Origin of the sequence: Immundisolibacter sp. (genome assembly GCF_041601295.1) — a bacterium.
Taxonomy (GTDB): domain Bacteria; phylum Pseudomonadota; class Gammaproteobacteria; order Immundisolibacterales; family Immundisolibacteraceae; genus Immundisolibacter.
The window spans coordinates 14,823-36,498 of the sequence record NZ_JBFIII010000014.1 but is presented as its reverse complement, the minus strand read 5'-3'; the positions used below and the strand labels follow the sequence as shown (position 1 = coordinate 36,498).

21 protein-coding genes, 2 tRNA genes and 1 pseudogene are annotated in these 21,676 nt (G+C 62.4%); 17 read left to right on the top strand and 7 right to left on the bottom strand.

Annotated features, from left to right (window positions below; translation table 11 throughout):
- Positions 1-194: 194 nt before the first annotated feature.
- Both ABZF37_RS03305 and ABZF37_RS03300 read right to left on the bottom strand, forming a co-directional pair.
- On the bottom strand, positions 195-683 hold the full coding sequence (locus tag ABZF37_RS03305) for an aromatic-ring-hydroxylating dioxygenase subunit beta (protein ID WP_372716723.1): 489 nt from the start codon (positions 681-683) through the stop codon (positions 195-197).
- Between the two features lie 62 nt (positions 684-745).
- Positions 746-2,071: an aromatic ring-hydroxylating dioxygenase subunit alpha gene (locus ABZF37_RS03300; protein ID WP_372716721.1), complete on the bottom strand. Its 1,326-nt coding sequence runs from the start codon at positions 2,069-2,071 to the stop codon at positions 746-748.
- 238 nt (positions 2,072-2,309) lie between these two features.
- Here ABZF37_RS03300 and hcaB point away from each other — a divergent pair, with 238 nt between their 5' ends.
- From hcaB to ABZF37_RS03270, 6 genes are all read left to right on the top strand, one after another.
- Complete coding sequence (gene hcaB, locus ABZF37_RS03295; RefSeq protein ID WP_372716719.1) at positions 2,310-3,125, top strand: 3-(cis-5,6-dihydroxycyclohexa-1,3-dien-1-yl)propanoate dehydrogenase; 816 nt, start codon at positions 2,310-2,312, stop codon at positions 3,123-3,125.
- An 82-nt stretch (positions 3,126-3,207) separates the two neighbouring features.
- Positions 3,208-4,395 carry an aromatic ring-hydroxylating dioxygenase subunit alpha gene (locus tag ABZF37_RS03290; RefSeq protein ID WP_372716717.1) on the top strand — a complete coding sequence of 396 codons (1,188 nt, stop codon included), beginning with the start codon at positions 3,208-3,210 and terminating at the stop codon, positions 4,393-4,395.
- Positions 4,396-4,400: 5 nt separating this feature from the next.
- On the top strand, positions 4,401-4,877 hold the full coding sequence (locus ABZF37_RS03285; protein ID WP_372716715.1) for an aromatic-ring-hydroxylating dioxygenase subunit beta: 477 nt from the start codon (positions 4,401-4,403) through the stop codon (positions 4,875-4,877).
- A gap of 94 nt (positions 4,878-4,971) precedes the next feature.
- A complete protein-coding gene (dnaG, locus tag ABZF37_RS03280; RefSeq protein ID WP_372716713.1) occupies positions 4,972-6,717 on the top strand; it encodes a DNA primase in 1,746 nt (581 codons plus the stop codon).
- A gap of 51 nt (positions 6,718-6,768) precedes the next feature.
- Positions 6,769-8,625, top strand: coding sequence for an RNA polymerase sigma factor RpoD (gene rpoD / locus ABZF37_RS03275; RefSeq protein ID WP_372716711.1), 1,857 nt, complete (start codon positions 6,769-6,771; stop codon positions 8,623-8,625).
- A 66-nt stretch (positions 8,626-8,691) separates the two neighbouring features.
- A tRNA-Ile gene (locus ABZF37_RS03270) sits at positions 8,692-8,768 on the top strand.
- Between the two features lie 9 nt (positions 8,769-8,777).
- Here ABZF37_RS03270 and ABZF37_RS03265 read toward each other — a convergent pair.
- The 3 genes from ABZF37_RS03265 to ABZF37_RS03255 form a co-directional block, all read right to left on the bottom strand.
- Positions 8,778-9,857 carry a PA0069 family radical SAM protein gene (locus ABZF37_RS03265; RefSeq protein WP_372716709.1) on the bottom strand — a complete coding sequence of 360 codons (1,080 nt, stop codon included), beginning with the start codon at positions 9,855-9,857 and terminating at the stop codon, positions 8,778-8,780.
- A complete protein-coding gene (locus ABZF37_RS03260; protein ID WP_372716727.1) occupies positions 9,854-11,077 on the bottom strand; it encodes a multifunctional CCA addition/repair protein in 1,224 nt (407 codons plus the stop codon). The genes ABZF37_RS03265 and ABZF37_RS03260 overlap by 4 nt, the downstream gene beginning before the upstream one ends.
- A gap of 144 nt (positions 11,078-11,221) precedes the next feature.
- Entirely contained in the window at positions 11,222-11,761 is a 540-nt protein-coding gene (locus tag ABZF37_RS03255; protein WP_372716707.1) for a carboxymuconolactone decarboxylase family protein, read from the bottom strand.
- 369 nt (positions 11,762-12,130) lie between these two features.
- Between ABZF37_RS03255 and ABZF37_RS03250 the strand changes: the two genes are divergently transcribed.
- The 4 genes and pseudogenes from ABZF37_RS03250 to ABZF37_RS03235 all read left to right on the top strand — a co-directional run bounded on the left by ABZF37_RS03250 (position 12,131) and on the right by ABZF37_RS03235 (position 15,332).
- A complete protein-coding gene (locus tag ABZF37_RS03250) occupies positions 12,131-13,411 on the top strand; it encodes a tyrosine-type recombinase/integrase (protein WP_372716705.1) in 1,281 nt (426 codons plus the stop codon).
- A gap of 28 nt (positions 13,412-13,439) precedes the next feature.
- A complete protein-coding gene (locus tag ABZF37_RS03245; RefSeq protein WP_372716725.1) occupies positions 13,440-13,784 on the top strand; it encodes a type II toxin-antitoxin system RelE/ParE family toxin in 345 nt (114 codons plus the stop codon).
- Entirely contained in the window at positions 13,781-14,068 is a 288-nt protein-coding gene (gene nadS, locus ABZF37_RS03240) for a NadS family protein (protein WP_372716703.1), read from the top strand. Before ABZF37_RS03245 ends, nadS begins: the two co-directional genes overlap by 4 nt.
- 108 nt (positions 14,069-14,176) lie before the next feature.
- Positions 14,177-15,332 (top strand): annotated as a pseudogene (locus ABZF37_RS03235) (IS3 family transposase).
- 57 nt (positions 15,333-15,389) lie between these two features.
- On the opposite strand, the gene ABZF37_RS03230 reads toward ABZF37_RS03235, so the two are convergent.
- Positions 15,390-15,854, bottom strand: coding sequence for a hypothetical protein (locus tag ABZF37_RS03230; RefSeq protein ID WP_372716701.1), 465 nt, complete (start codon positions 15,852-15,854; stop codon positions 15,390-15,392).
- Positions 15,855-16,224: 370 nt separating this feature from the next.
- On the opposite strand from ABZF37_RS03230, the gene ABZF37_RS03225 reads away from it, so the two are divergent.
- Positions 16,225-16,746 carry a hypothetical protein gene (locus tag ABZF37_RS03225; RefSeq protein WP_372716699.1) on the top strand — a complete coding sequence of 174 codons (522 nt, stop codon included), beginning with the start codon at positions 16,225-16,227 and terminating at the stop codon, positions 16,744-16,746.
- Between the two features lie 134 nt (positions 16,747-16,880).
- Positions 16,881-17,216, top strand: a complete 336-nt coding sequence (locus ABZF37_RS03220; RefSeq protein WP_372716697.1) for a hypothetical protein — start codon at positions 16,881-16,883, stop codon at positions 17,214-17,216.
- 901 nt (positions 17,217-18,117) lie between these two features.
- Here ABZF37_RS03220 and ABZF37_RS03215 read toward each other — a convergent pair.
- Positions 18,118-18,193, bottom strand: a tRNA-Thr gene (locus ABZF37_RS03215).
- A 102-nt stretch (positions 18,194-18,295) separates the two neighbouring features.
- On the opposite strand from ABZF37_RS03215, the gene ABZF37_RS03210 reads away from it, so the two are divergent.
- From ABZF37_RS03210 to ABZF37_RS03190, 5 genes are all read left to right on the top strand, one after another.
- On the top strand, positions 18,296-19,318 hold the full coding sequence (locus ABZF37_RS03210) for an aminoglycoside phosphotransferase family protein (RefSeq protein ID WP_372716695.1): 1,023 nt from the start codon (positions 18,296-18,298) through the stop codon (positions 19,316-19,318).
- Entirely contained in the window at positions 19,315-19,974 is a 660-nt protein-coding gene (murU, locus tag ABZF37_RS03205; protein WP_372716693.1) for an N-acetylmuramate alpha-1-phosphate uridylyltransferase MurU, read from the top strand. Before ABZF37_RS03210 ends, murU begins: the two co-directional genes overlap by 4 nt.
- Positions 19,971-20,411, top strand: a complete 441-nt coding sequence (locus tag ABZF37_RS03200) for a PGPGW domain-containing protein (RefSeq protein WP_372716691.1) — start codon at positions 19,971-19,973, stop codon at positions 20,409-20,411. Before murU ends, ABZF37_RS03200 begins: the two co-directional genes overlap by 4 nt.
- Positions 20,412-20,487: 76 nt before the next feature.
- Complete coding sequence (locus ABZF37_RS03195; protein ID WP_372716689.1) at positions 20,488-21,045, top strand: hypothetical protein; 558 nt, start codon at positions 20,488-20,490, stop codon at positions 21,043-21,045.
- 40 nt (positions 21,046-21,085) lie between these two features.
- Positions 21,086-21,634, top strand: a complete 549-nt coding sequence (locus ABZF37_RS03190; RefSeq protein WP_372716687.1) for a cob(I)yrinic acid a,c-diamide adenosyltransferase — start codon at positions 21,086-21,088, stop codon at positions 21,632-21,634.
- Positions 21,635-21,676: the final 42 nt, after the last annotated feature.

Here is a 21,676-nt window from a genome sequence, read left to right as displayed (position 1 = left end):
GATCTGGCCCATGTCGTAGGCACCCGCACGGATACGCGCCCCATACTCCTCTCCGGTGAGGTGACTGGACAGGGTCAGCTCCAACCCGCGCTCGGCAAAACGGCCGGTCTTCTGCCACAACTCGATCGGGAAGTTGAACAGGCCCACCGGCGGCGTGCCCCAGTTAACGGTGTCCATCGCAAACCCCCGCGCGGTCAGACGTGATAGAAGTCCAGTACCTGCGGAATCAGATCGTTGATCACAATGACCTTCTTGCGGGCGATCCGCAGGCTGCCGTCGTCTTGCGGGCGCAGCGTGTACTCGTACTGGCCGGCAAAAAAATGCGTTTGCTTGTGCTTGAAGTAGGTCACGTTCCAACAGGCATGGACCAGGAAATCGCCATCGGCCTGCTTGCTCGCCTGCACATTACCGATCAGATGACTGGTGCGCGGCAGCGGCACCGAGGCCGACGACATACCGGTACGCAGGCGAAACACACGATCTTCCAGCCCGGTGCGGTCGGGATAGTAGATAAGCGAGATTTCGTTCTGTGGATCGTCGATATAGCTCAGTTCGCTATCCCAGGCCGGAATCCAGAACTCGGCACTGGGCAGGTACAGGGCAAGCCAGTCATCCCATTGCTTGAGATCTATCAGGCGAGCCTCGGTATAAAGCAGGTCAGCGCAACGCGCGACGTCGTCCATGGTTAATCCCTAGTAGTCAGCGAATCGCGCTTGGCCTGGGAGCGGGCATGCCGCGCCCACGCCTACTGCTGCATCAAATCCAGCCAACGGCGGTGTTGGGCCAGGAAGATGCCTTCGTCCTCCACCTTGCCGCCGCAGTATTCGGGGTTCACGCCCAGCGCCACGGCGCGGGCATCGGCGCCCTTGGTCAGGAACTTCACCCCGCGCGACAGGTCACTCCAGCGGGCGAGACGCCCCTGATAGGCGTGATGCGCATAAGCAAACTCTGACAGATCGTCCGGAGTCGCCATACCCGAAGCGTTGAAAAAATCCTCGTACTGGCGGATGCGGTGCGAGCGATTGGCCTGAGCCTCGCCCTTGGGGGCGATCGCAAAAATGGTGACCTCGGTCTTGTCCACGGCAATCGGCCGGAACACCCGTATCTGCGAGGACATCTGGTCCATCAGGAATACATTGGGGTAGATCAAGGTATTGCGCAGCTTGCCGATCATCCATTCCGCCCGCACCTTGCCGAACTGGCGGGTCCACTCGTCGTACATGTGGAAATTAGGACGCCGGTCACCGCGATTCGGCCAGTCGCCCCACAGCACAACATGACCGTTGCCGAAGTCGAAAAACCCGGCGTCGAGGTTACCCAGCTGCGACACGTCCATGGACTTGGTCGGGTTGCCCCCGGCACGGACACGCTCGCGGTTCTGGGTTGTCAGGGCAAAGTTCACGTGCAAACCGTGCACGTGGTAGCCATCCACCCCGTTCTCGGCCTGCAGCTTCCAGTTGCCGTCGTAGGTGTAGGTCGAGATGCCGCGCAGGACCTCAAGCCCGTCCTCGCCGCCTTGGTCGGCCATCAGGTCGAGCATGACCCGCGCATCGCGCAGGTGCGCCGTGAGTGTCGGCACCTCATTACTCAGGGAAGCGAACACAAATCCGCGATAGGACTCCACCCGCGGCACCGAGGTCAGGTTGTAGTTTTCCTTGCTGAACTGATCCGGGTAACCCCCACCCTTCTCACGCGTGATCGACTGCACCTTGCCGTCGGTATCGAAACACCAACCATGGAAGAAACACGTCATGTCGGTGCGATTGCCGCGTTCCTCATGGACCAGCAGCGACCCACGATGGGCGCACGCGTTGATGAAGATATTCACCTGACCGGAGACGCCGCGGATCACGATCACCGGCTGACGGCCCAGGTAGGTGGTCAGGAAATCGCCGGGGTTCGGCAGCTGGCTTTCGTGACAGACATACAGCCACGTACGCTCCCAGATCTGTTCCATCTCCAGCTCGAAAAGAGCCGGATCGGTGAAGATAGACCGGTCGACGCGGATCACGCCCTCGCTCGGGCGCTCATCAAGATAGGCGTCAAGATTAATGGGTTCGAACGGCTTCATGGGGGCCTCCGGCTCGGCGTGGCGTCGGCGTGGGTAGACGGGCACACCCGGCTTTTCGGCGTTGCCGGGCACGCCCCTACTAAATATTAGGAGAGGCGGTGATCTTAACGATAGCTCAGTATCCGCGCAATTTGACCCTCAGACCAGATAGCCGGACCGGCTGGAAGCGACTGCTACAATCCGGACGGCGAGGCGCCACTAACGAGCGCTGTGATAGCAGGGACCGCAGGAGAAGCACATGGGCTGGTTGGATAACACGGTTGCGATCATTACGGGCGGCGGCTCTGGCCTGGGCCGAGCGCTGGTGCAGCGGTTCATCGCCGAAGGCGCATCGGTGGGCGTGCTGGAACGCGATCCGGCAAAGGCCGCACAGCTCACGCAGGATTTTGGCGAACGCGTGCTGGCGGTTACCGGTAACGTCACCACCTATGCCGACAACGCCCGTGTAGTACAGGAAACGGTGGCGCGCTTTGGGCACCTGGACACCTTCATCGGCAACGCCGGGGTGTTCGATTACTTCCAGACCCTGCCGCAGATCGATGCCGACAAGATTTCGGCCGCCTTCGATGAACTGTTCGCGGTCAACGTAAAAGGTTACCTGTTGGGCGCCAAAGCGGCCCTGCCGGAACTGCTCAAGACCCGCGGCAGCATCATCTACACCATATCCAATGCCGGCTTTTATCCGGCTGGCGGCGGGCCGATTTATACCGCCTCCAAGCACGCTGTGGTTGGTCTTGTGCGTGAGCTGGCCTACGAACTGGCACCGAAGGTGCGCGTCAACGGTGTCGCGCCGGGTGGCATGAAAACCGAACTTGGCGGGCTTGCGGCGACCGGCACTGCCGACGTCAAGCTGAGCCAGATGGAAGGCCTGGAAGACATGATGCGTGCCTTCAGTCCGCTGCAAATCGCTGCCGTGCCAGAGGATTATTGCGGGCCCTACGTGTTGCTCGCCTCGCGCGCCAATTCGTCGCCGATGACCGGTGTGGTCATCAATACCGATGGGGGCTTGGGCGCCCGCGGTTTTACCAAAATGGCCGGCGGCGAGGACCTGTAGAAAATCGCGCGCCCGCTCCTCCGGAGCACCGGCGTATACAATCATTCGGCAAGGCCAAGCCCGCAATCCGAAGAGTGCCGCCATGAATGCCCCTACTGTATTCGGCTCGCCAGTTCGCTGGCCAGCCAAGATCAACGAGATTCCGAAAGAGATCTTCGACCGGGAAGACATTTTCCGGCTGGAGCTGGAACGCATCTTTTATGGCCCCGAATGGCACCCGGTGGCACACAACGGCGAAATTCCGAACGTTGGCGACTACAAAACCTTCCACCTTGGCGAGCGCCCGCTGCTGATCGTGCATGGCCAGGACGGACAGGTACGGGTCTTCTACAACGCCTGTGCGCACCGCGGCACGCTGCTCGAAACCAACAACCGCGGCAACAAGTCCGAGTTCGAGTGCCCCTACCACCGCTGGTTGTTCGACAACACCGGGGTGCTGCGTGGCTGCCCGGGCAAGGAAGATTTCTCGCCGAGCTTCACCATGGAAAGCTCGGGCCTGGCGCAGGTGCGCAGCGCCGAGGTCGGCGGCCTGATCTTCGCCACCGTTCACGACGACACGCCGGACATCGACAGCTGGCTTGGCCGTACACGTGAGCCGCTGATGAAACTGCTGGGCGGGGACGGTCGCCTGCGTCTGCTCGGATATCAGAAGGTCAGCTACGACTGCAACTGGAAGGCCTACGTCGACAACGACGGCTACCATGCACCACTGCTGCACCTGGCCTTCAAGATGCTGAACTGGCAGGGCGGCCAGGGCTCGCAGTACGCCACCGAGAACGGGCATATAGCCTTCGAGTCGGAACTGAAGGTGCCATCCAACCCTGACTTCCTGAAAGACCCGTCGCTGGTCGCATTCAAGGGCTCGCACACCTCCAAGGGCTCGGTGATCGTCAGCCTGAACCCGCTTACGGTAATGACCAAGCACCTGGACATGATCAACGTGCGCTTTGCAATCGCCCGCTCGCTGCTCAAGACCGAGGTGCACTACGCGTACTTCTCGCACGCCGACGACGACGCGGACATGGTGCGTCACCGCCTGCGCCAGTCGTCTAATATGCTCGGCCCCTGCGGCATGGTATCGATGGAGGATGCGTCCATTTTCCTGCGCGTGCAGCAAGGTAACCGCACGCCAGGTAACGCCGTATTCCAGAAAGGCGTCAAGCAGGAACACGGAATGTGGTTTGATTTCAAACAGAACGACGAGGCCGGCAACCTGCCCAAATGGGACTATTACCGGCGCGTCATGGGCTTTGTACGCGAGGAGAGCTGATAACCATGACCCAGGACGTATTGCAGCAAATCGACGCGCTGCAGATCGATTACATCGCCGCGCTTGACGGCAAGAACATGTCCGGCTGGCTGGACACCTTTGCCGGTGACGGCTCGTATATCTGCATCGCTGCCGAGAACGAGGACGCCGGCCTGCCCCTGGCGCTGATGATGGACGACTGTCACGAGCGCCTCGAAGACCGCGTAACCTATGTGACCAAGGTATGGGCTGGCACGTTCGAGGACTATCAGACGCGCCATTTCGTGCAGCGCATCGGCTGCACAGCCAAGGGTGCCGACCTTTACGAGACCGTCAGCAACTTCACCGTCTTCTATACCGACTCGCAAGGCAGCACCGGCATCCTGGTGTCGGGTCGTTACGTGGACGAAATCAAACTCAATGGCAGCGGCGCCAAGTTCAAATCCCGACGCGCCGTGATGGACACCAACGTCGCGCCTCGCTATATCGTTTACCCCATCTGAGGCGGCACCCGCAGCCAGCCCCGGCCTCGGTTGCCCTGGTGGTAGCCGCGGCCAGGACTTTTCCAGCCCATCGACCGGCGCTATGGTGGGCACCATGAGCGGACGCATACCAGAGGACTTCATCGACGCGGTCCTGGCGCGCACCGACATCGTCGATGTGGTCGGCGGCCGCGTACCGCTCAAGCGCGGCGGGCGCGAGCTGGTCGGCCGCTGCCCGTTTCACGAAGAAAAAACTCCATCCTTCACGGTCAGCCCGCAAAAACAGTTCTATCACTGCTTCGGTTGCGGCGCCCATGGCTCGGCGATCGGCTTTCTGATGGCCCTGGACCGGCTGGAGTTCCCCGAGGCAGTCGCTGACCTGGCGCAGCGTCTGGGGATGGCATTGCCACAACAAGCCATGGACAGCACCGACACGGGACCACCTGTCACCGGCCTGTATGACGCGCTGCGCGCGGCCAGCAGCTTCTACCAAAAGCAGTTACGCCAACACCCGGCGGCCGCCGACGCCAAGGGATACCTCAAGGATCGCGGGCTCGACGGCAGCACCGCCGCGCGTTTTCACCTGGGGTTTGCTGCTGACGAATGGGACAACCTGCGGCGTGCTCTTGGCGAGCAGTTCAGCGGCGATCTGCTGCGCCAGGCTGGGCTTCTGACTGGCGATAAGGAACCGGGTTATGACCGTTTTCGCGGGCGGGTGATGTTTCCTATCGAAGACCGCCGCGGCAGGGTACTGGGCTTTGGTGGGCGCATCCTCGGCGAGGGTGAACCGAAGTACCTGAATTCCCCGGAAACACCGGTGTTTCACAAGGGCCGGGAACTGTATGGCCTGCCCAACGTACTGCGCCACGCCCGCAACCCGGACACCCTGATCGTGGTCGAAGGCTACATGGACGTGGTCATGCTGGCCCAACACGGCGTCGATAACGCGGTGGCCGTGCTCGGGACAGCGCTGACGACCGAACACCTGCGGGCTGCGTTTCGGGTCAGCTCACGCCTGGTGCTGTGTTTCGATGGAGACAACGCCGGCCGGCGGGCCGCCGAGCGAGCCCTCGACAACGCCTTCCCCGAGTTGGCCGACGGACGCGACTTGCGCCTGCTGTTTCTGCCGGATGGCGAAGACCCGGACTCGTTGGTGCGCCGTATCGGGCGCGAGGCCTTCCTGGAGCTGACTGCCGGCGCGACACCCGCGTCCCGGCATCTGGTCGATCGGCTGCTCGCCGAAGTGGATATCACCAGCATAGAAGGCCGCGCCCGCCTCAGCGCCTTGGCCAAGCCCATGCTCGCAAAACTGCCCAGCGGCACGTATCGCGAGCTACTCGGCGACGAAATCGGCAAACTCACTGGCCGGCCGTTCGGCCGTGCGGTGGCTCCAGCCCGACCAATACGGACCTCGGCCAGCGGGCGCCGTCCGTCCTTGGTACAGCGTGCCGTACTGTTGTTGGCGCATCATCCGCAGCTGGCATCCAAGGTTGATGAGCTTGCGGCACTGGTCAGCGTGCGCGAGCCCGGCGTCGACTTTTTGCTACGCCTGGTGGCGACGATCCGCGGCTTGCCACAACCGCGATTGGACCACCTGCTGGAACAGTGGCGCGACAGCGAGGACGGCGCGACGCTTTCCCGGGTACTCTCCAGTAATGAGCTGGTGCCCGACGCCGCCATCGCCGAGCGCGAAATGCGGGATCTGGTCTCACGCTTTGCCCCACAGGTGAAAAACGACCGCCTGGCCGAATTGCTGCACGGCACAACACCTAGCCAGATGGACTCGGCTCAGCGGGCTGAAGTGCTGGAACGAACACAGGAACTCGCGAGCTTGAATCGCCGTCGAACTAACCCGATATAGACCACTTGAAGTACTATCACTGGTTTCGCCCAATTCGCGTCGAGGTATCCCATGGATAACGTTGTCGACCAACCGGAAGAGAACTCCGAACTTAAGCAGCTGCTGGCGCTGGGACGCGCCCGGGGTTATCTGACGTTTGTCGAGATCAACGATCACCTGCCGCAGGACATCGTTGACGCGGAGCAGCTCGAAGGCATCGTGGCCATGTTCACGGAGATGGGTATCCGCGTAGCGGACGCCCCGCCGGACATGGAAGAACTGCTCATGACCGGCGACAACGTAACCGAGGACGAGGCGGTCGAGGAAGCCGCCGCGGCACTGACAGCGGTCGAACGCGAAGGTCGCACGACCGACCCGGTGCGCATGTATATGCGCGAAATGGGTACGGTCGAGCTGCTGACACGGGAAGGCGAAATCTCGATCGCGAAGCGTATTGAGGCCGGGCAGCTGCAGGTCGTTGCGGCGCTGCTGAACCTGCCGCGCGCGATCGACGAGATATTTGGTCTGTACGATCAGGTTCAGGCCGGTCAGGTACGCCTGGCATCGTTCGTTGCTGGCTTTCACGAAGGGGAAGAGCCAGATCCGGTGGAAGTCCCCGAGGTCGCCGAGGAGGAACCGACCGTCGACAGTGATGGGGATGATGCGTCCGACGACGATTCCGACCTGGATACCGAGACGGCAGCCGAGGAGGTGGAGATCGGTCCAGATCCGGAACAGGTGCGTGTGCACTTCGAGTTCTTGCGCGACCTGCGTGAGCAAATCACCAAACTACAGGCGAAGAAAAAGTCCAACCCCGAGCAACTGGCGGCGCTCCAGGAAGAGCTGCGGGCGAACCTGCTCAGGTTGCGCTATATCCCCAAGCAGATCGACGAGCTCGCTGGCCTGATGCGAGGCGTGATGGAGCGGCTTCGCCAACAGGAGCACGTAATCCTGGATCTGTGCGTTAACAAGGCAGAAATGCCACGCAAGGATTTTCTGCGTGTGTTCATCGGCCAGGAAACCAGCACCGGCTGGCTGGAAACTCAGATCAGCGCCAAGAAGAAGCACAGCACCCGCCTGAAGCAGTACACCGACGACATCCGCCGCGCGCAGCGCAAGCTGGCAGAGATGGAGCGCGAGAATGGGCTCGATATCGCGCGCATCAAGCAGATCAATCGGCAGATGCTGTCCGGCGAGCGCCATTCGAACCAGGCCAAGAAGGAAATGGTCGAGGCCAACCTACGCCTGGTCATCTCCATCGCCAAGAAATACACCAGCCGCGGTTTGCAGTTCCTGGACCTGATTCAGGAGGGCAATATCGGCCTCATGAAGGCCGTCGACAAGTTCGAATATCGCCGTGGTTACAAATTCTCCACCTACGCCACATGGTGGATTCGCCAGGCCATCACCCGCTCGATTGCCGACCAGGCGCGCACCATCCGCATTCCGGTACACATGATCGAGACCATCAACAAGCTGAACCGGGTATCGCGTCAGTTGTTCCAGCAGCTTGGCCGCGAGCCGACACCGGAGGAGCTGGCCGTGAAGATGGAAATGGCCGAGGATAAAATCCGTAAGGTGCTGAAAATCGCCAAGGAGCCGATCTCCATGGAGACGCCAATCGGCGACGACGACGATTCGAGCCTCGGTGACTTCATCCAGGACACCAATGTGCTCTCGCCGATCGACGTCAGCACCACCGACAGCCTTCGCGACGCCACCCAGGACGTCCTGGGTTCGCTCACGCCGCGCGAGGCAAAAGTGCTGCGCATGCGCTTTGGCATTGAAATGAACACCGACCACACGCTCGAAGAAGTCGGCAAGCAGTTTGATGTCACCCGTGAGCGGATCCGGCAAATCGAAGCCAAAGCGCTGCGCAAATTGCGCCACCCGACCCGCTCGGAAAAGCTGCGCAGCTTTCTGGACTGAGAACGATCGTCGGCGTCACCGCCCGTGCGGGGGAACGCGTTTTTTGAGGACCGTTCGTATTGAAGAGGGCCTTTAGCTCAATTGGTTAGAGCAGCGGACTCATAATCCGTAGGTTGCGGGTTCGAGTCCCGCAGGGCCCACCATCTCCCGACTCACACCCCCAGTCCAAGCTGGCCCCCGGCCGGCGGGCGAAACCGCCGCGTGACGAGCCGCGGCGCACCGCTCATGGCCAACCGACGGCTGGCCAGCGCAAAACGTTGGGCGATCAGCTTGGCGTACGGCCCGTGTCCGCGCATACGCGCGCCAAAAGCGCTACTGCTCACCTCGCCGCGCCAGGTTGCGCGTACCGCGTGCATCACCCGGCTAGCGCGCAGCGGGTGATGCTGGACCAGCCAATCCTCGAACAGCGCCGCCACTTCGCCCGGCAAACGCAGCAGACTAAAACCGGCGAACCGGGCGCCCGCATCGTAGGCTGCCTGCAAGATGTGTTCGAGCTCATGATCGGTAAGCGCCGGCACGATAGGCGATACCAGCACCCCCGTGGGCACACCGGCCTGTGTCAATCTGGCGATGGCCTTCAAACGCGCCGCCGGGGCAGCCGCGCGCGGCTCGAGCGTGCGCGCAATATCGTTGTCCTGGGTGGTGATGGACACAAATACGCTTACCAGCTCATGTCGGGCGAGTTCGCCAAGCAGGTCAAGATCACGACAGATGCGCGCCGATTTGGTGACGATAGCTACCGGATGGCGGCAGTCCAGTAACACTTCCAACACGCTTCGGGTGATGCGCCAATCACGCTCCGCCGGCTGATACGGATCGGTGTTGGTGCCCATGGCCAACACCTCACAGCGGTAATCGGGACGGCGCAGCGCGTCGACAAGTAGCTCGGCCGCGGCCGGCTTGGCCAGGATGCGCGTCTCGAAATCGAGTCCCGGTGACAAGTCGAGATAGGCATGGCTCGGCCGCGCAAAACAGTAGATGCAGCCATGTTCACAGCCACGGTAAGGATTGAGCGACTGCCCGAACGGCAGGTCCGGCGAGTCATTGCGCGACAGCACGCTGCGCGTGGCATCAATGCTGACCACGGTACGTGGGTGACTGGGTTCGTCGTGGGACGGCTCGGACTCGCGCGACTGCCTGGCATAGCGCGGCGTCGGGTTACGCCCGGTGCCGCGGCCCTTGGGCGGCGCGGGCTCGGCGCTGACAACCACCGGCTCAGGGTCGGTATTCATGCGGTCGGTAGCGCACTGGCAATGGCCTGCGTACGAGCCGCTCGCAAGGCGTCGCGCATCGCCTCGCCCGTCAAGCCCTGTTGCGCCAGGGAAGCCACGTCCACGCCACGGGCCGCCTCCAACGCCAGCTGCAGGCGCTGCGCTTGCGGGTAGGGCGCCTGCTCGAAGCCAGTACGGCCGCGATGGTCCGCTTCGCAGGCCCGCAGAAACTGTGCAAAGCGCTGCGGCCGACGCAGCGCGTCGCTGCGTTCGATCACGTCCAGCAGCGTGTCTGGGCGCAGTTCCAAGGCCCGGTGGGCGCGACCGTGGTCGCGGGCCACGGCCAGCGCCAGCTCGCGATAGGCCACTGGAACCTTCAGACGCGCGCACAGCCCTTTGAGCAGGACCACGCCGCGGGCTTCGTGGCCGTGGTGAGTGGGCCACTTGGCCGGCGGCGTGGTGCCCTTGCCCAGATCATGCATCAGGGCGGCAAAGCGCGCCTGCGGGTCATCGCACAGGCACGCCGCCTGTTCCAGCACCATCAGAACGTGCACGCCGGTGTCGATTTCCGGGTGTGGCCCGGCCGGTTGTGGCACACCGAACAGTTGGTCCAGTTCCGGCAACACCCGCGCCAGGGCGCCACAATCGCGCAGCACGCTGACAAAACGCTGCGGGTCGGGCTCGCGCAGGGCGCGCTCGAACTCCTGCCACACCCGCTCGGGCACCAGCGCGTCGACCTCCCCGGCATCGACCATTTGTCCCATCAGGGCCAATGTTTCGCGCGCCAAGACAAAACCCAGACCGTGAAAGCGCGCCGCAAAGCGCGCCACGCGCAGGATGCGCACCGGATCTTCGGCAAACGCTGGTGACACATGGCGCAGACGACCGGCCGCCAGGTCGGCCTGGCCGCCGTACGGATCAATGACCTGGCCAGCGGCGTCCTCGGCCATGGCGTTTATGGTGAGATCGCGCCGCTGCAGATCTTGTTCCAGCGTCACCTGCGGCGAGAAGCTCACCGCAAACCCATGGTAGCCACGCCCGGTTTTGCGCTCGGTGCGGGCCAGGGCGTACTGCTCGCCACTCACCGGGTGCAGAAACACCGGAAAGTCCGCGCCCACCTGCTTGAAGCCGGCCTGCTGCATTTCCTCTGGCGTGGCCCCGACCACCACGTAGTCCCGGTCCTGCACCGGCAAGCCAAGCAGGCGATCGCGCACCGCGCCACCCACCAGATAGGTCTTCAAGGACTTCATTGCGAGCTGCCAGGGTTGAGTCGATTCAGTGTCGTCGGCAAGAAGATCGCCAGGACATGAGACCTATGTTTGGCCGCTATTGCGGCCCCCATGCCGCGCCCCAGCGGCGCTGCCACACGGACGGAGACCGGCTATTCATTCTGGAGGCATGCCGGCCAGGTAGCCGCTGTCAGCCAGCATGGCGCCGGCCGCGTCGAGAAAAGACTGCTCGGCATCCACGCCGGAACCGTCCACCCAGCGATTGAAGAAATTGTTCAATGCACAGACGATGACTGCTTCGTGCAACGCGTCGTCGCTCCAGCCAGCGGCACGCACCGCATCGGCGTCCGCCTCGGATACTCGGCTTGGCGTCTGCGTGAGCTTCTTGACGTAGTGCAGCAGGGCCTTGAAGCGCTCATCGACTTGCGCGGTGTCGATGTCTTCCAGCGCACCGTCGATCGAGATTCTGGGAACGCCCAGGTGCGCCGCCACCGCGGTGTGCGCCCCATGGCAGAAGTGGCAGGCGTTGAGGCCGGACCCGAATGCGAACAGAAACTCGCGCTGCGCGGGGGTGAGTTCCCCAGGGCCACGCAGAATCTCCTGCGCCAATGGCAAGGCCAGCCGCGCAATACGCGGGTAAGCCCGCATGAGGTCAGGCAAGATTGCGTTTTCGGGCAAGGATTTGAGGTTTGCCATGAAGCACGACCTCCGCGACCAGATGACGGCTTCGAAGTGTAACTTGGTCTGAAATTCCGGACCGCTCCCAGATCACGAGAGCCGCCCTTAAGGGGAGCGCTGCCGCTGGTGGTGCCGGAGAGAGGAATCGAACCTCCGACCTACTGATTACGAATCACAAAATGCGGGTACTTATCGGAATTGATCGGCATTGACGGAAACCCGGTAAACCGCACAAAGCCTGTAAATACCTTACTTTCCTGCGTTGACTTGCATTGATCTGAATTGCTAGGATTTGGCTACATGAAGGCTACATAGGTTTTTCGTGTAGCCAATCTGACACCACGCTGACATCGGGGCGTGGCCGTGTAGCCAACCGGCGGGGTACGCATGCAACGCCAACGCCTGACCCCGGAACGCATTCGTCGTTTCACCTGCCCACCGGACAAGCAGCAGGCGTTTCTGTTCGATACCGAGGCGCCACGTCTGGCCGTGCGGGTAACGGTCAACGGCGCCAAGAGCTTTGTGTTCGAGGGCAAGCTCAAGCGCCAGACCATCCGCCGCACGATAGGCGATTGCAGCGCCTGGACGCTCGAGGATGCGCGCGCCAAGGCCAATGCGCTCAAGGTGATGCTCGACCAGGGCACCGACCCGCGCCAACTGGACCGCGAGCGCGCCGCGCAGCGCGCCGATAAGGAACGCGAGATGCAGGAACGCAAACATTTCACGCTGCGCGCACTGTGCGAGGCCTACGTGCGCCGGCTGGCAAGCCAGGGCAAGACCAAGAGCGCCGCTGCCGTGGCGAGTGCGTTTCGGTGTCATGTCTACCCACACCGCAACCTTGCCGACTTGCCGGCGCGCGAAGTCACTCCGCAGCAAGCGGCGCAGTTGGTACGCACGGTGGCGGAGACCGGCAAAAGCCGCATGGCTGGCATCCTGCGCAGTTACCTGAGCACCGCCTTTAATGATGCCAAGCGGGCGCCGCTGTCGGCCGAACTGCCGGCCGACCTGATTCCGTTTGGTATCAGTGCAAACCCGGTGGAGTCCGTGCCCGCCATTGCGGTCAACAAGGGCAACCGCACCTTGTCGGGCGAGGAACTGCGCGCCTATCTGGCGCAGCTGGGCGACTCACTGCCCGATCAGGCATTACGCCTGGCGTTGCTGGCCGGTGGCCAGCGCATGGCGCAGTTGCTGCGCGCCAGAGTCACCGACTACTGGGACGACGGCATTCTTCGATTGTTTGATGGCAAGGGCAAGCGCCGGACGCCGCGCGAGCACCTGCTACCGCTAGGCCCCATGGCCGCCGCACTGGCAGATTCGTTGGCTGAGCGCGCCCGCCTACGCGGGACGGCCGAACTGTTTTGTATTGGCAGCACACCCATGGACACCGCCACGCCCGGCGGTCGAGTAGCCGAAATATCCGCCGCCATGGGCGGCGAGCCATTCGACCTGCGCGATATCCGCAGAACGTGCGAAACCCTCCTGAACGCCGTGGGCGTGAGCAAGGACATCCGCGCGCAATTATTGAGCCACGGCCTTGGCGGCATTCAGGCGACCCACTACGACCGGCACGACTATATCGAGGAAAAACACGCCGCCCTGATGGCCTGGGAGGCTTTCCTATCGCGTACTGGCGCCGGCCACGTCGTACCGCTGCATCGTGGCGCGTGACTAATCCTTTGGATTACAATCCTTGCCCATGCTGACCATCGGCGAGCTGCCGGAATACATCCGCCGGGCAGACAAGCTGCTGACCGAAGCGCAGCGCCGGGACGTAATCGACTACCTGGCGGCGCACCCGAAGGCAGGTGACCTGCTGGAGGGCACCGGCGGCATTCGCAAACTGCGCTGGAGTCGCGGTGGACGCGGCAAAAGCGGCGGGGTGCGGGTGATCTACTACTTCCACAGCGAGACCATGCCGCTGTACCTGCTGACGCTGTTCGCCAAGAATGAGCGCACCAGCCTGAGCAAATCTGAGCGCAACGTGCTGGCCGGGCTGGTGGACTTATTACAGATGGCCTGGATTAAAAGGAGCAAGCCATGAGTAAGACTTTCGAAAGCATCCGGCAGGGGCTGCAAGAAGCCATCGCCCACGCCAAAGGCGAGCCGGTGGCGGCGCGTGTCCACACCCTGCGCCCGATAGACATCAAGGCGCTGCGTCAAAACCTTGGGCTCACGCAAGCACAGTTTGCGGCGCGCCTTGGGTTTTCCGTGGCGACGCTGCGGCATTGGGAACGGGGCGACCGCACGCCAAAAGGGCCGGCGCTGGTGCTGCTCAATGTCATACAGCGGGAACCCAAGGCGGTACTGCGGGCGCTGGCGGCCTGACCGTTCGCGCTGCCCTGGTGGCTTGGGAAGCCTTTCTGGGACATACGGGTTCTACCCCGATATCACGGACACTTCAAAGAAGCCCGATACTGGGCAAGAGGAGTGTGTATGTCGAAGCGAAGAAAGTACAACTCGGAGTTCAAGCGCAGAGCGGTTGAGCGAGCCCGCCAGCCCGGAGGCAGCTGCGCGCAAGTCGCGTGGGAATTGGGCATCGGGGCGAATCTGCTGAGCCGCTGGGCGCGGGAATTCAAAGCCGAAGGTGGTGGTGCCTTTGGCGGCACAGGCAGCCCGAGAGATGAGGAGGTGGCTCGTCTGAGGCGCGAACTGGCCCGCGTGAAGAAGGAGCGGGATTTTTTACGCGAAGCGGCAACCTTCTTTGCCAGGGAGTCGTCCTGAGGTATCAGGCGATTCAACGTTGTCGCAATGAATTTCCCGTTCGCATGATGTGTCGGTGCCTGAAGGTTTCTGCCAGCGGCTACTACGCTTGGCAGGAGCGTTCGCCGAGCGCTCGGCAACTGGACAATGAGCGATTGCTGGCACGCATTCGTGAGATCCACCAGGACAGCCGGGGGGCGATCGGCGCCCCACGTATGCATGAAAACCTGACAGATGCCGGAGAAACGGCCAGCGAGAATCGGATTGCCCGTTTGATGGCCGTCGATGGTCTTCAGGGCTGGCCGCGCAAGAAGAAGCGCGGCCAACGTCCCCCGGCGAGTGTGTCGCCGCCCGGCGTGCGCAATCTGCTGGAGCGTGATTTCAATGCCTTGGAGCCTCAGACCAAGTGGGTCACCGATATCATCGAAATCAAAACCGGGGAAGGCAACCTGTATCTGTGCGTCGTCATCGATCTGTTCAGCAAGCTAGTAATTGGCTGGTCAATGCATCATCGGCAAGACCGCCAGATGGTGCTTCGGGCGGTCGAGAGGGCGATCTGGCAGCGCCAGGGCGGTTGGTCTGTGGTTCTTCATTCGGATCGGGGCAGTCAATTTTGCAGTGGCGACTATCAGCGGTTTCTCGAGCAGAACACGCTGCTGCGCTCCATGAGCGCCGTTGGGCATTGCGGTGACAACGCGGCCTGCGAGGGCTTCTTGGCATCCTCAAACGCGAGCGAACCCATCGTACAAAGTACCCGACTCTGGATGTCTGCAACGCAGATGTGTTTGACCACGTCGAGCGATTTCATAATCCTCGTATGCGACGGCGAGTCACCAGGCATGACCTGAAGTTTTCCGGCGTTTTAAAACCGTCCGTGGAAACGGGGTAGAACCCGCATGAAATCCCGGTCTGATCTCTATTTCCCTTCTATTTCCCTATTTCCGGCCTAATTCTTTACGTCCGGAAACCACTCTTTCACTTGGCTGTCCTCGAAGAGAATCTCCTGTTTGTCCACCTTCCAGGCGCCGTCTTCTTTCACGAGATGGTAAAGCTCATACTCGATGCTGCCTTCCTTGTTAAACATGTCGCTGGCATTCAGTATGTTCGGGACGATCGCCGTATCCCCTTCGACCTTTGCGGGATAGAGGGTGAACTTGATGACCCTGACGCTTGCGTCAGAGTAAAGCTTACGGATCGAGTCCGCCCATTCCCGCTTCGTTTTGCCGTCGGCAAAGCCTTTCGAGACGTAGTCGAAAGCGTCCTCGAAGAGATAGCCCTGAAGGGCAGCCAAGTGCCGTTCGACCGTTTGTTTCGGGCCGGGCTCCTGGGCGGAGGCTATCGGCAGGGCAAGCAGTCCGGCAAGAGCCAGGCCGAAAACGGCGAGCGCACGGTGTCGTATGCGGTTTTTCATGCTTCCTTCCCTCCTTCGGTGGGTGCCAAGCCCTGAAATTCTAGGTCCATCGGAACTATAGGAAATTCAAACGCACAACCCGAGTATCCTTGGCCGCTTCACCAGAAGGAGCACAAGGAGTGAAGCGAGTGTAACGCCCGCAACTCCGTCTGCAGCACAGCCCCCGTGTCCGTGGGTCAGCGGTCATGTACGGTCACGGCGCGAAGATGTGAAAGCGGCATTCGGTGCCCCCACTCGCTAATGCAATCGGCCCGGCCCCGAAGTGACCCCGCGCTCGCTTCTATCCGGTTTCGCATAACGCTCGGACCGACGGCCCTGACGGGGCCGCGGCGTGGGCTCAAATGTCAGGCACGCAAGGAGGACTCTTAATTTGAGCTTTACTCTCCGGTTCCCGCAACGTGAAGTGCCCAAATGGGCCGCGCTCTACGACAGCAACGAAGACGCAGCACCGCTGGCCGTCGCCCCGGTTGCCAAGGCACGCGGCCACCTCACCGAGACTGAGTTTCTCAGGCTGGCAAAGTGGAAAACCACGCGGACCCAGAGACTCTGCGCCGCGAACGCTCCCTCGTTCGTTAAGGCTGTCACGGCAACGGCCCTGTCGACGCCAGACGAGCGGTTTCGCATCGAAGTCCTGACGCTGTTATCTGGAGTCCAGTGGCCGACGGCGTCGGTGGTGCTGCATTTTTGCGCGTCGGACCCCTATCCAATCCTCGACTTTCGGGCACTCTGGTCGCTATCGTGTCCGCGGCCTCCACCCACGTACAAGTTCGATTTCTGGTGGGATTATTGCCTCGCGACGAGGTATCTGGCGAGGCAAATCGATGTGTCGATGCGCGTGCTCGACCGCGCGCTCTGGCAGTACGCGAAGACACATCAGCCCGCGGGCGCATAGTCCGGCTGCGAAGGCTGACGCCGCGGCCGGCGTTCCAGATCCCGTTATGCTCCGTCTGCCGCACCGCACTTTATGGCCTGATTGCCAGACCAAAGGGCTAATGCCCATGAAAGACCCAATCAGTATCCAGGCACTTGCTGACCGCCATTGGCGACCTGCCAGCCGATTCTCCCGTGGACGACCCGAAAAAATGGTACCTGACCCAGCAAGAGCACTGGATGGGCTGGCTCTCCGAGTACGACGGCCCGGGTGCATATGGGCGCCAAACGCGTGTCGCGCGTGACGCAAAGTTCGCCTACAACCATACTGTCGAGCCTAAGATGCTGCTGTATCTCGCAGGTGCTGCGGGTGTCGAACGTGAGCTGATCGCAGCGGCCAATCGCGCGTTCACCCAGGGCAGAACCCTGATGCAGAAGGCCGGCGCAATCCGGGCCATCGTCCCCTGGGAGACGGTTGCGGTTGCTTTGTGACCGAACTATTCGTCGGTGCGTAAGCCAATCGGCGCCGCAAAAGATGGGCGCCCATGAAGTCGCCCCCCCCTTGTCTACACGTTGCTAGCGCGCGCGGCCAAGATTCTGGCCGCGTACGCCGCTTTGGCCCAGAAAGTTATAAGCCAGTGGCATGCTATGGAGGCTGCCGGCCTAGTGGTCGAAATGATGGAGGTGGGCCAAGCCGACGTCTACGGCAACCCACGCAACGCCATCCTGGACTTGGCGAACAACAACCAACTGTACATTTTCCCAGCCGAGAGGACCCGAGATATATAGGCTGCCCACGCCAATTGATGCGGTGCGGGACATCAAGAGCGAACCAAAACGCCCCCGCGTAGTTTGCTTCGTTGGTGGCGGCCCTCGGCATATAGACAGCGCCGGTATCCGGCAACACCACTCCTGCTGCGGGACGTTCGACAGATTGACCGCCAGGTGGGGTTGTCAGCTCACGTGATCACGCTACCGGGCCCGATACCTCAAGGCACAGGGTCGAACATACGTCCACATGTCGGACGCGGCATACTGGGCATAAGGCGAGTCGACAAAGCGGAAACTGGAACCAGGGATTCGTCATAGAATCAGAGTCACCATCGACATCGAACCCGCAGCCCTTAGCGCCGCCGAAGCGCAGTGCCTCATCGGTTTCCGAACGGCTGCCGAACTCCGAAATCGAGGCGCTGCGGCGTCATCTGCGCGAAAAATCCGCTTGGGCGCAAAAGGAATTCGAGAGGAACCCCCCGATTCCGCGCTAACGTCCAAAGCCACCCAGACAATGGAACGCAAACAGCCGGGATGTACCGAATTTGGCTACATATTGGCTACATGGAGCTATCTCGGCACTTGGCACCTACGGAGAAATTATCGTAACTTATTGATTTAATGGTGCCGGAGAGAGGAATCGAACCTCCGACCTACTGATTACGAATCAGTTGCTCTACCGACTGAGCTACCCCGGCTTTGGGCGTGCATCGGCCGCAGCGGGCCGGTCGCGATTATAGGCAGGCGTCCACGGCGCGTCTAACCCATTTCCGCTGTTGGACTCGGCCGGCAGCTAAAATGTGCTCCAACCTGCCCCACCGCCACCGCCTGTGTCCCTGACTATCACCCCCGATCCACGCCTTGCTGCCCTGAACCACTGGCTTGCCAGGCAGGTTGGCGAGTTCAGCCTGGAAGACGCCTCTGCCGATGCGAGTTTTCGTCGCTATTTTCGCCTGCGCCATGCCGGTGGCAGCCTCATTGTCATGGACGCGCCGCCGCCGACGGAGAACTGCCAGCCCTTCGTTTACGTTGCTGGCTTACTGCATGCGGCCGGCCTGAATGCGCCGCGCATCCTCGCTGCCGATATAGAGAATGGCTTTCTGCTGCTGAGCGATCTTGGCCCGAGCACTTACCTTGAAGTGTTCAATGAAGACAACGCCGAACCGCTGATGGGCGAGGCGATCAGCGCCCTGGTGCGCTGGCAGGCGGCGAGTCAGCCTGACGCGCTGCCGCCTTACGATGCTGCGCTGCTGGGTCGGGAGCTGGACCTTTTCCCGGACTGGTACGTGAGCCGGCACTTGCAACTCAACTTGCGTCCGGCCGAGGCGGCCACCTGGCAAGCCGCGCGGCAGCTGCTGATTGACCGCGCCCTGGCACAGACCCAGGTGTTCGTGCACCGCGACTACATGCCGCGCAATCTGATGCCAGGCCCCAACGGACCGGGGGTGCTCGATTTTCAGGACGCCGTGTTCGGGCCGGTCAGCTATGACCTGGTGTCGCTGCTGCGCGACGCGTTCTGGTCCTGGTCAGACGCGCAGACGCAGCGCTGGCTTGCCAGCTATTGGACCCAGGCGGGTAAGGCCGGCATCGCAGTGCCGGGCCGGCTGACCCAGTTTGCGACCGACTGCGACTTCATGGGCGCGCAGCGCCACCTCAAGGTACTCGGCATTTTCGCGCGTCTGAATTACCGCGATGGCAAGCCCCGTTACCTCGCCGAAACACCACGCTTCGTCGCTTATATCGAAGCCGCAGCAGGCCGCACGCCAGCGCTCGCGCCGCTGGCCGAGCTGCTGGCCGAGTTGCACGCGCGAGCCGCGCCGTGAAGGCGATGATTCTTGCCGCCGGACTCGGCACGCGCATGGGGCCGCTGACCCGCGACCTGCCCAAGCCGCTGCTGCCGGTGGACGGTAAACCACTGATTATGCACTTGCTGGAATCGCTCGCCGCAGCCGGCTTTGTCGAACTGGTGGTGAACCTCGCATACCGCGGAGAGGCCATCGAAGACGCGCTTGGTGACGGCGCGCGCTTTGGCGTACACATTGCCTACTCGCACGAGCCGGATGGCCCACTGGGGACCGGCGGCGGCGTGCAGCGCGCCCTGCCGCTACTGGGCCCAGCGCCGTTTGTACTGGTCAATGCCGACGTGCGCAGCGGGTTTCCATTTGCAAAACTGCGCAAGCCGCCAGCTGGCCTGGGGCACCTGGTGCTGGTGGATAACCCACCGCACAACCCGGGCGGCGACTTCGCCCTACAGGCCGACGGTCGACTCGCTAACCAAGGAAATTCAATGCTGACCTTTGCGGGCATCAGCCTGCTTGAGCCGCGCCTGTTCGAAGCCAGCCCTGGTGGTACTTTCAGCCTCATACCCCTGCTTCGCGCAGCGGCAGCGGTGGGCGACCTGACCGGCGAGCATTACCGTGGCCCCTGGCTCGACGTGGGCACCCCCCAGCGCCTGGCTGATGCGCAGCGCCCGTCATGATCGAAACAATCCAGTCATTCACGGTGCAAATGCTGGCCATGCTCGGCATCCACCCGCGCTGGCTGGCATGGGCGACACCGATTTCGTTGCTCACGCTGCTCGGAACCATCGCTGTGTTGCCGGTGCTGGTAGCGCGCCTGCCACAGGATTATTTCTACCGCGAACATCGCCCCTTGCTGCCAGACACCGACCATTGGCTGCTTCGGCTGTCACTTTTGGTGCTCAAGAATATTGTCGGCGCTGTGCTGCTGGTGGCCGGCATTGCCATGCTGGTGCTACCGGGGCCAGGATTGATCACGGTACTGGCAGCGACCGCGTTGCTGACTCTGCCCGGCAAGTACCGGTTCGAGCGCTGGCTGGTGTCACGACCAACGGTACGCGCCGCGATCGCCCTCATGCGCCAGCGCGCCGGGCGGCCCCCGCTCGATTTGCCCTGACTTGAACACGCCTTTTACCGTAAGCTAACCGATCGTCGAGCGGGCCCGCGCCGCTGTTTTCAAGGAGACTGTTTGCATGACCTCCACCGCCCAACGCAGCCTGATTGCTCTTGCGCTGCTGGCCGTCATGGCTGCCACGCGCAGCCACCATTTCGCGTCTGTTCTGGGGCCTGGCGATGCGTCCCTGGCGGCATTTTTCCTGGGTGGCCTGTATTTGCGTCGGATCGGCTGGCTGGGCCTGTTCCTGGCCACCGCCGCAGTGGTCGATTTCGCGGCCATCCAAAGTGGTGTCAGCAGCTGGTGTGTCACTCCTGGCTACGTGATGCTGGCACCAGCTTATGGCGCGCTATGGCTGGCCGGTCACCTGGCGACCGGTATCACCCGGTCGGCCGCCGGCCTGCTCCGCGGCGGCTTGTTGCTGGCTGGCGGAACGCTGGCATTTTTCGTGGCCTCCAACGCCGGCTTTTACTTCCTGTCGGGTTATTTCAGCGACCTTGGCGTCGGGGAATTTGCTCTGCGCGTCGGTACCTACCTGCCGGCTTACTTGACTCAGGCCTTCCTTTACAGTGGCCTTGGCCTGGCGCTGGGACTGGCAGCTGACCGCGCGCGACCGCGAGACGCCGCAAACGCCTGAGTAGCCCCGGCCAGACCTTTTAAAACGAGGGCCGAATGGCATGGGCAAGCGCCTGACCCGCATCTACACGCGGACCGGCGACCAGGGCAGCACCGGGCTTGGTGATGGTTCTCGGGTGACCAAGGACGCGGCTCGGGTCGAAGCCTATGGCACTGTCGACGAACTGAACAGCGTCATTGGCCTGCTGCGGGCGCAGGCGCCTCCGGCGCCCATGGACGGCTGGCTGAGCGAAATCCAACACCGCCTGTTCGACCTGGGTGGAGAGCTGTGCATCCCCGGCCACACCATCGTCACCGACGCCCACGTCACCGCGCTGGAAACCTGGCTGGACCAGCTCAACGACAAGCTCGAACCGCTGGCCGATTTCATCCTGCCGGGCGGCAGCCCGGCAGCTGCCGTATGCCACCTGGCCCGCACCGTGTGCCGCCGCGCCGAACGGCGGGTGGTGACGCTGCAAGCGCAGGAGCCGGTCAATGGGCCCGCGCTGCGTTACCTGAACCGCCTCTCGGACCTGCTGTTCGTGATGTCGCGCAGCCTGAACCAGGCCGCGGGACTCCCGGACGTGCTCTGGCAGCGCCCGGCGAGCTGAGCGTGTGATCAGGCCCGACCGGGTAGCCGATTCTGTGGGGCG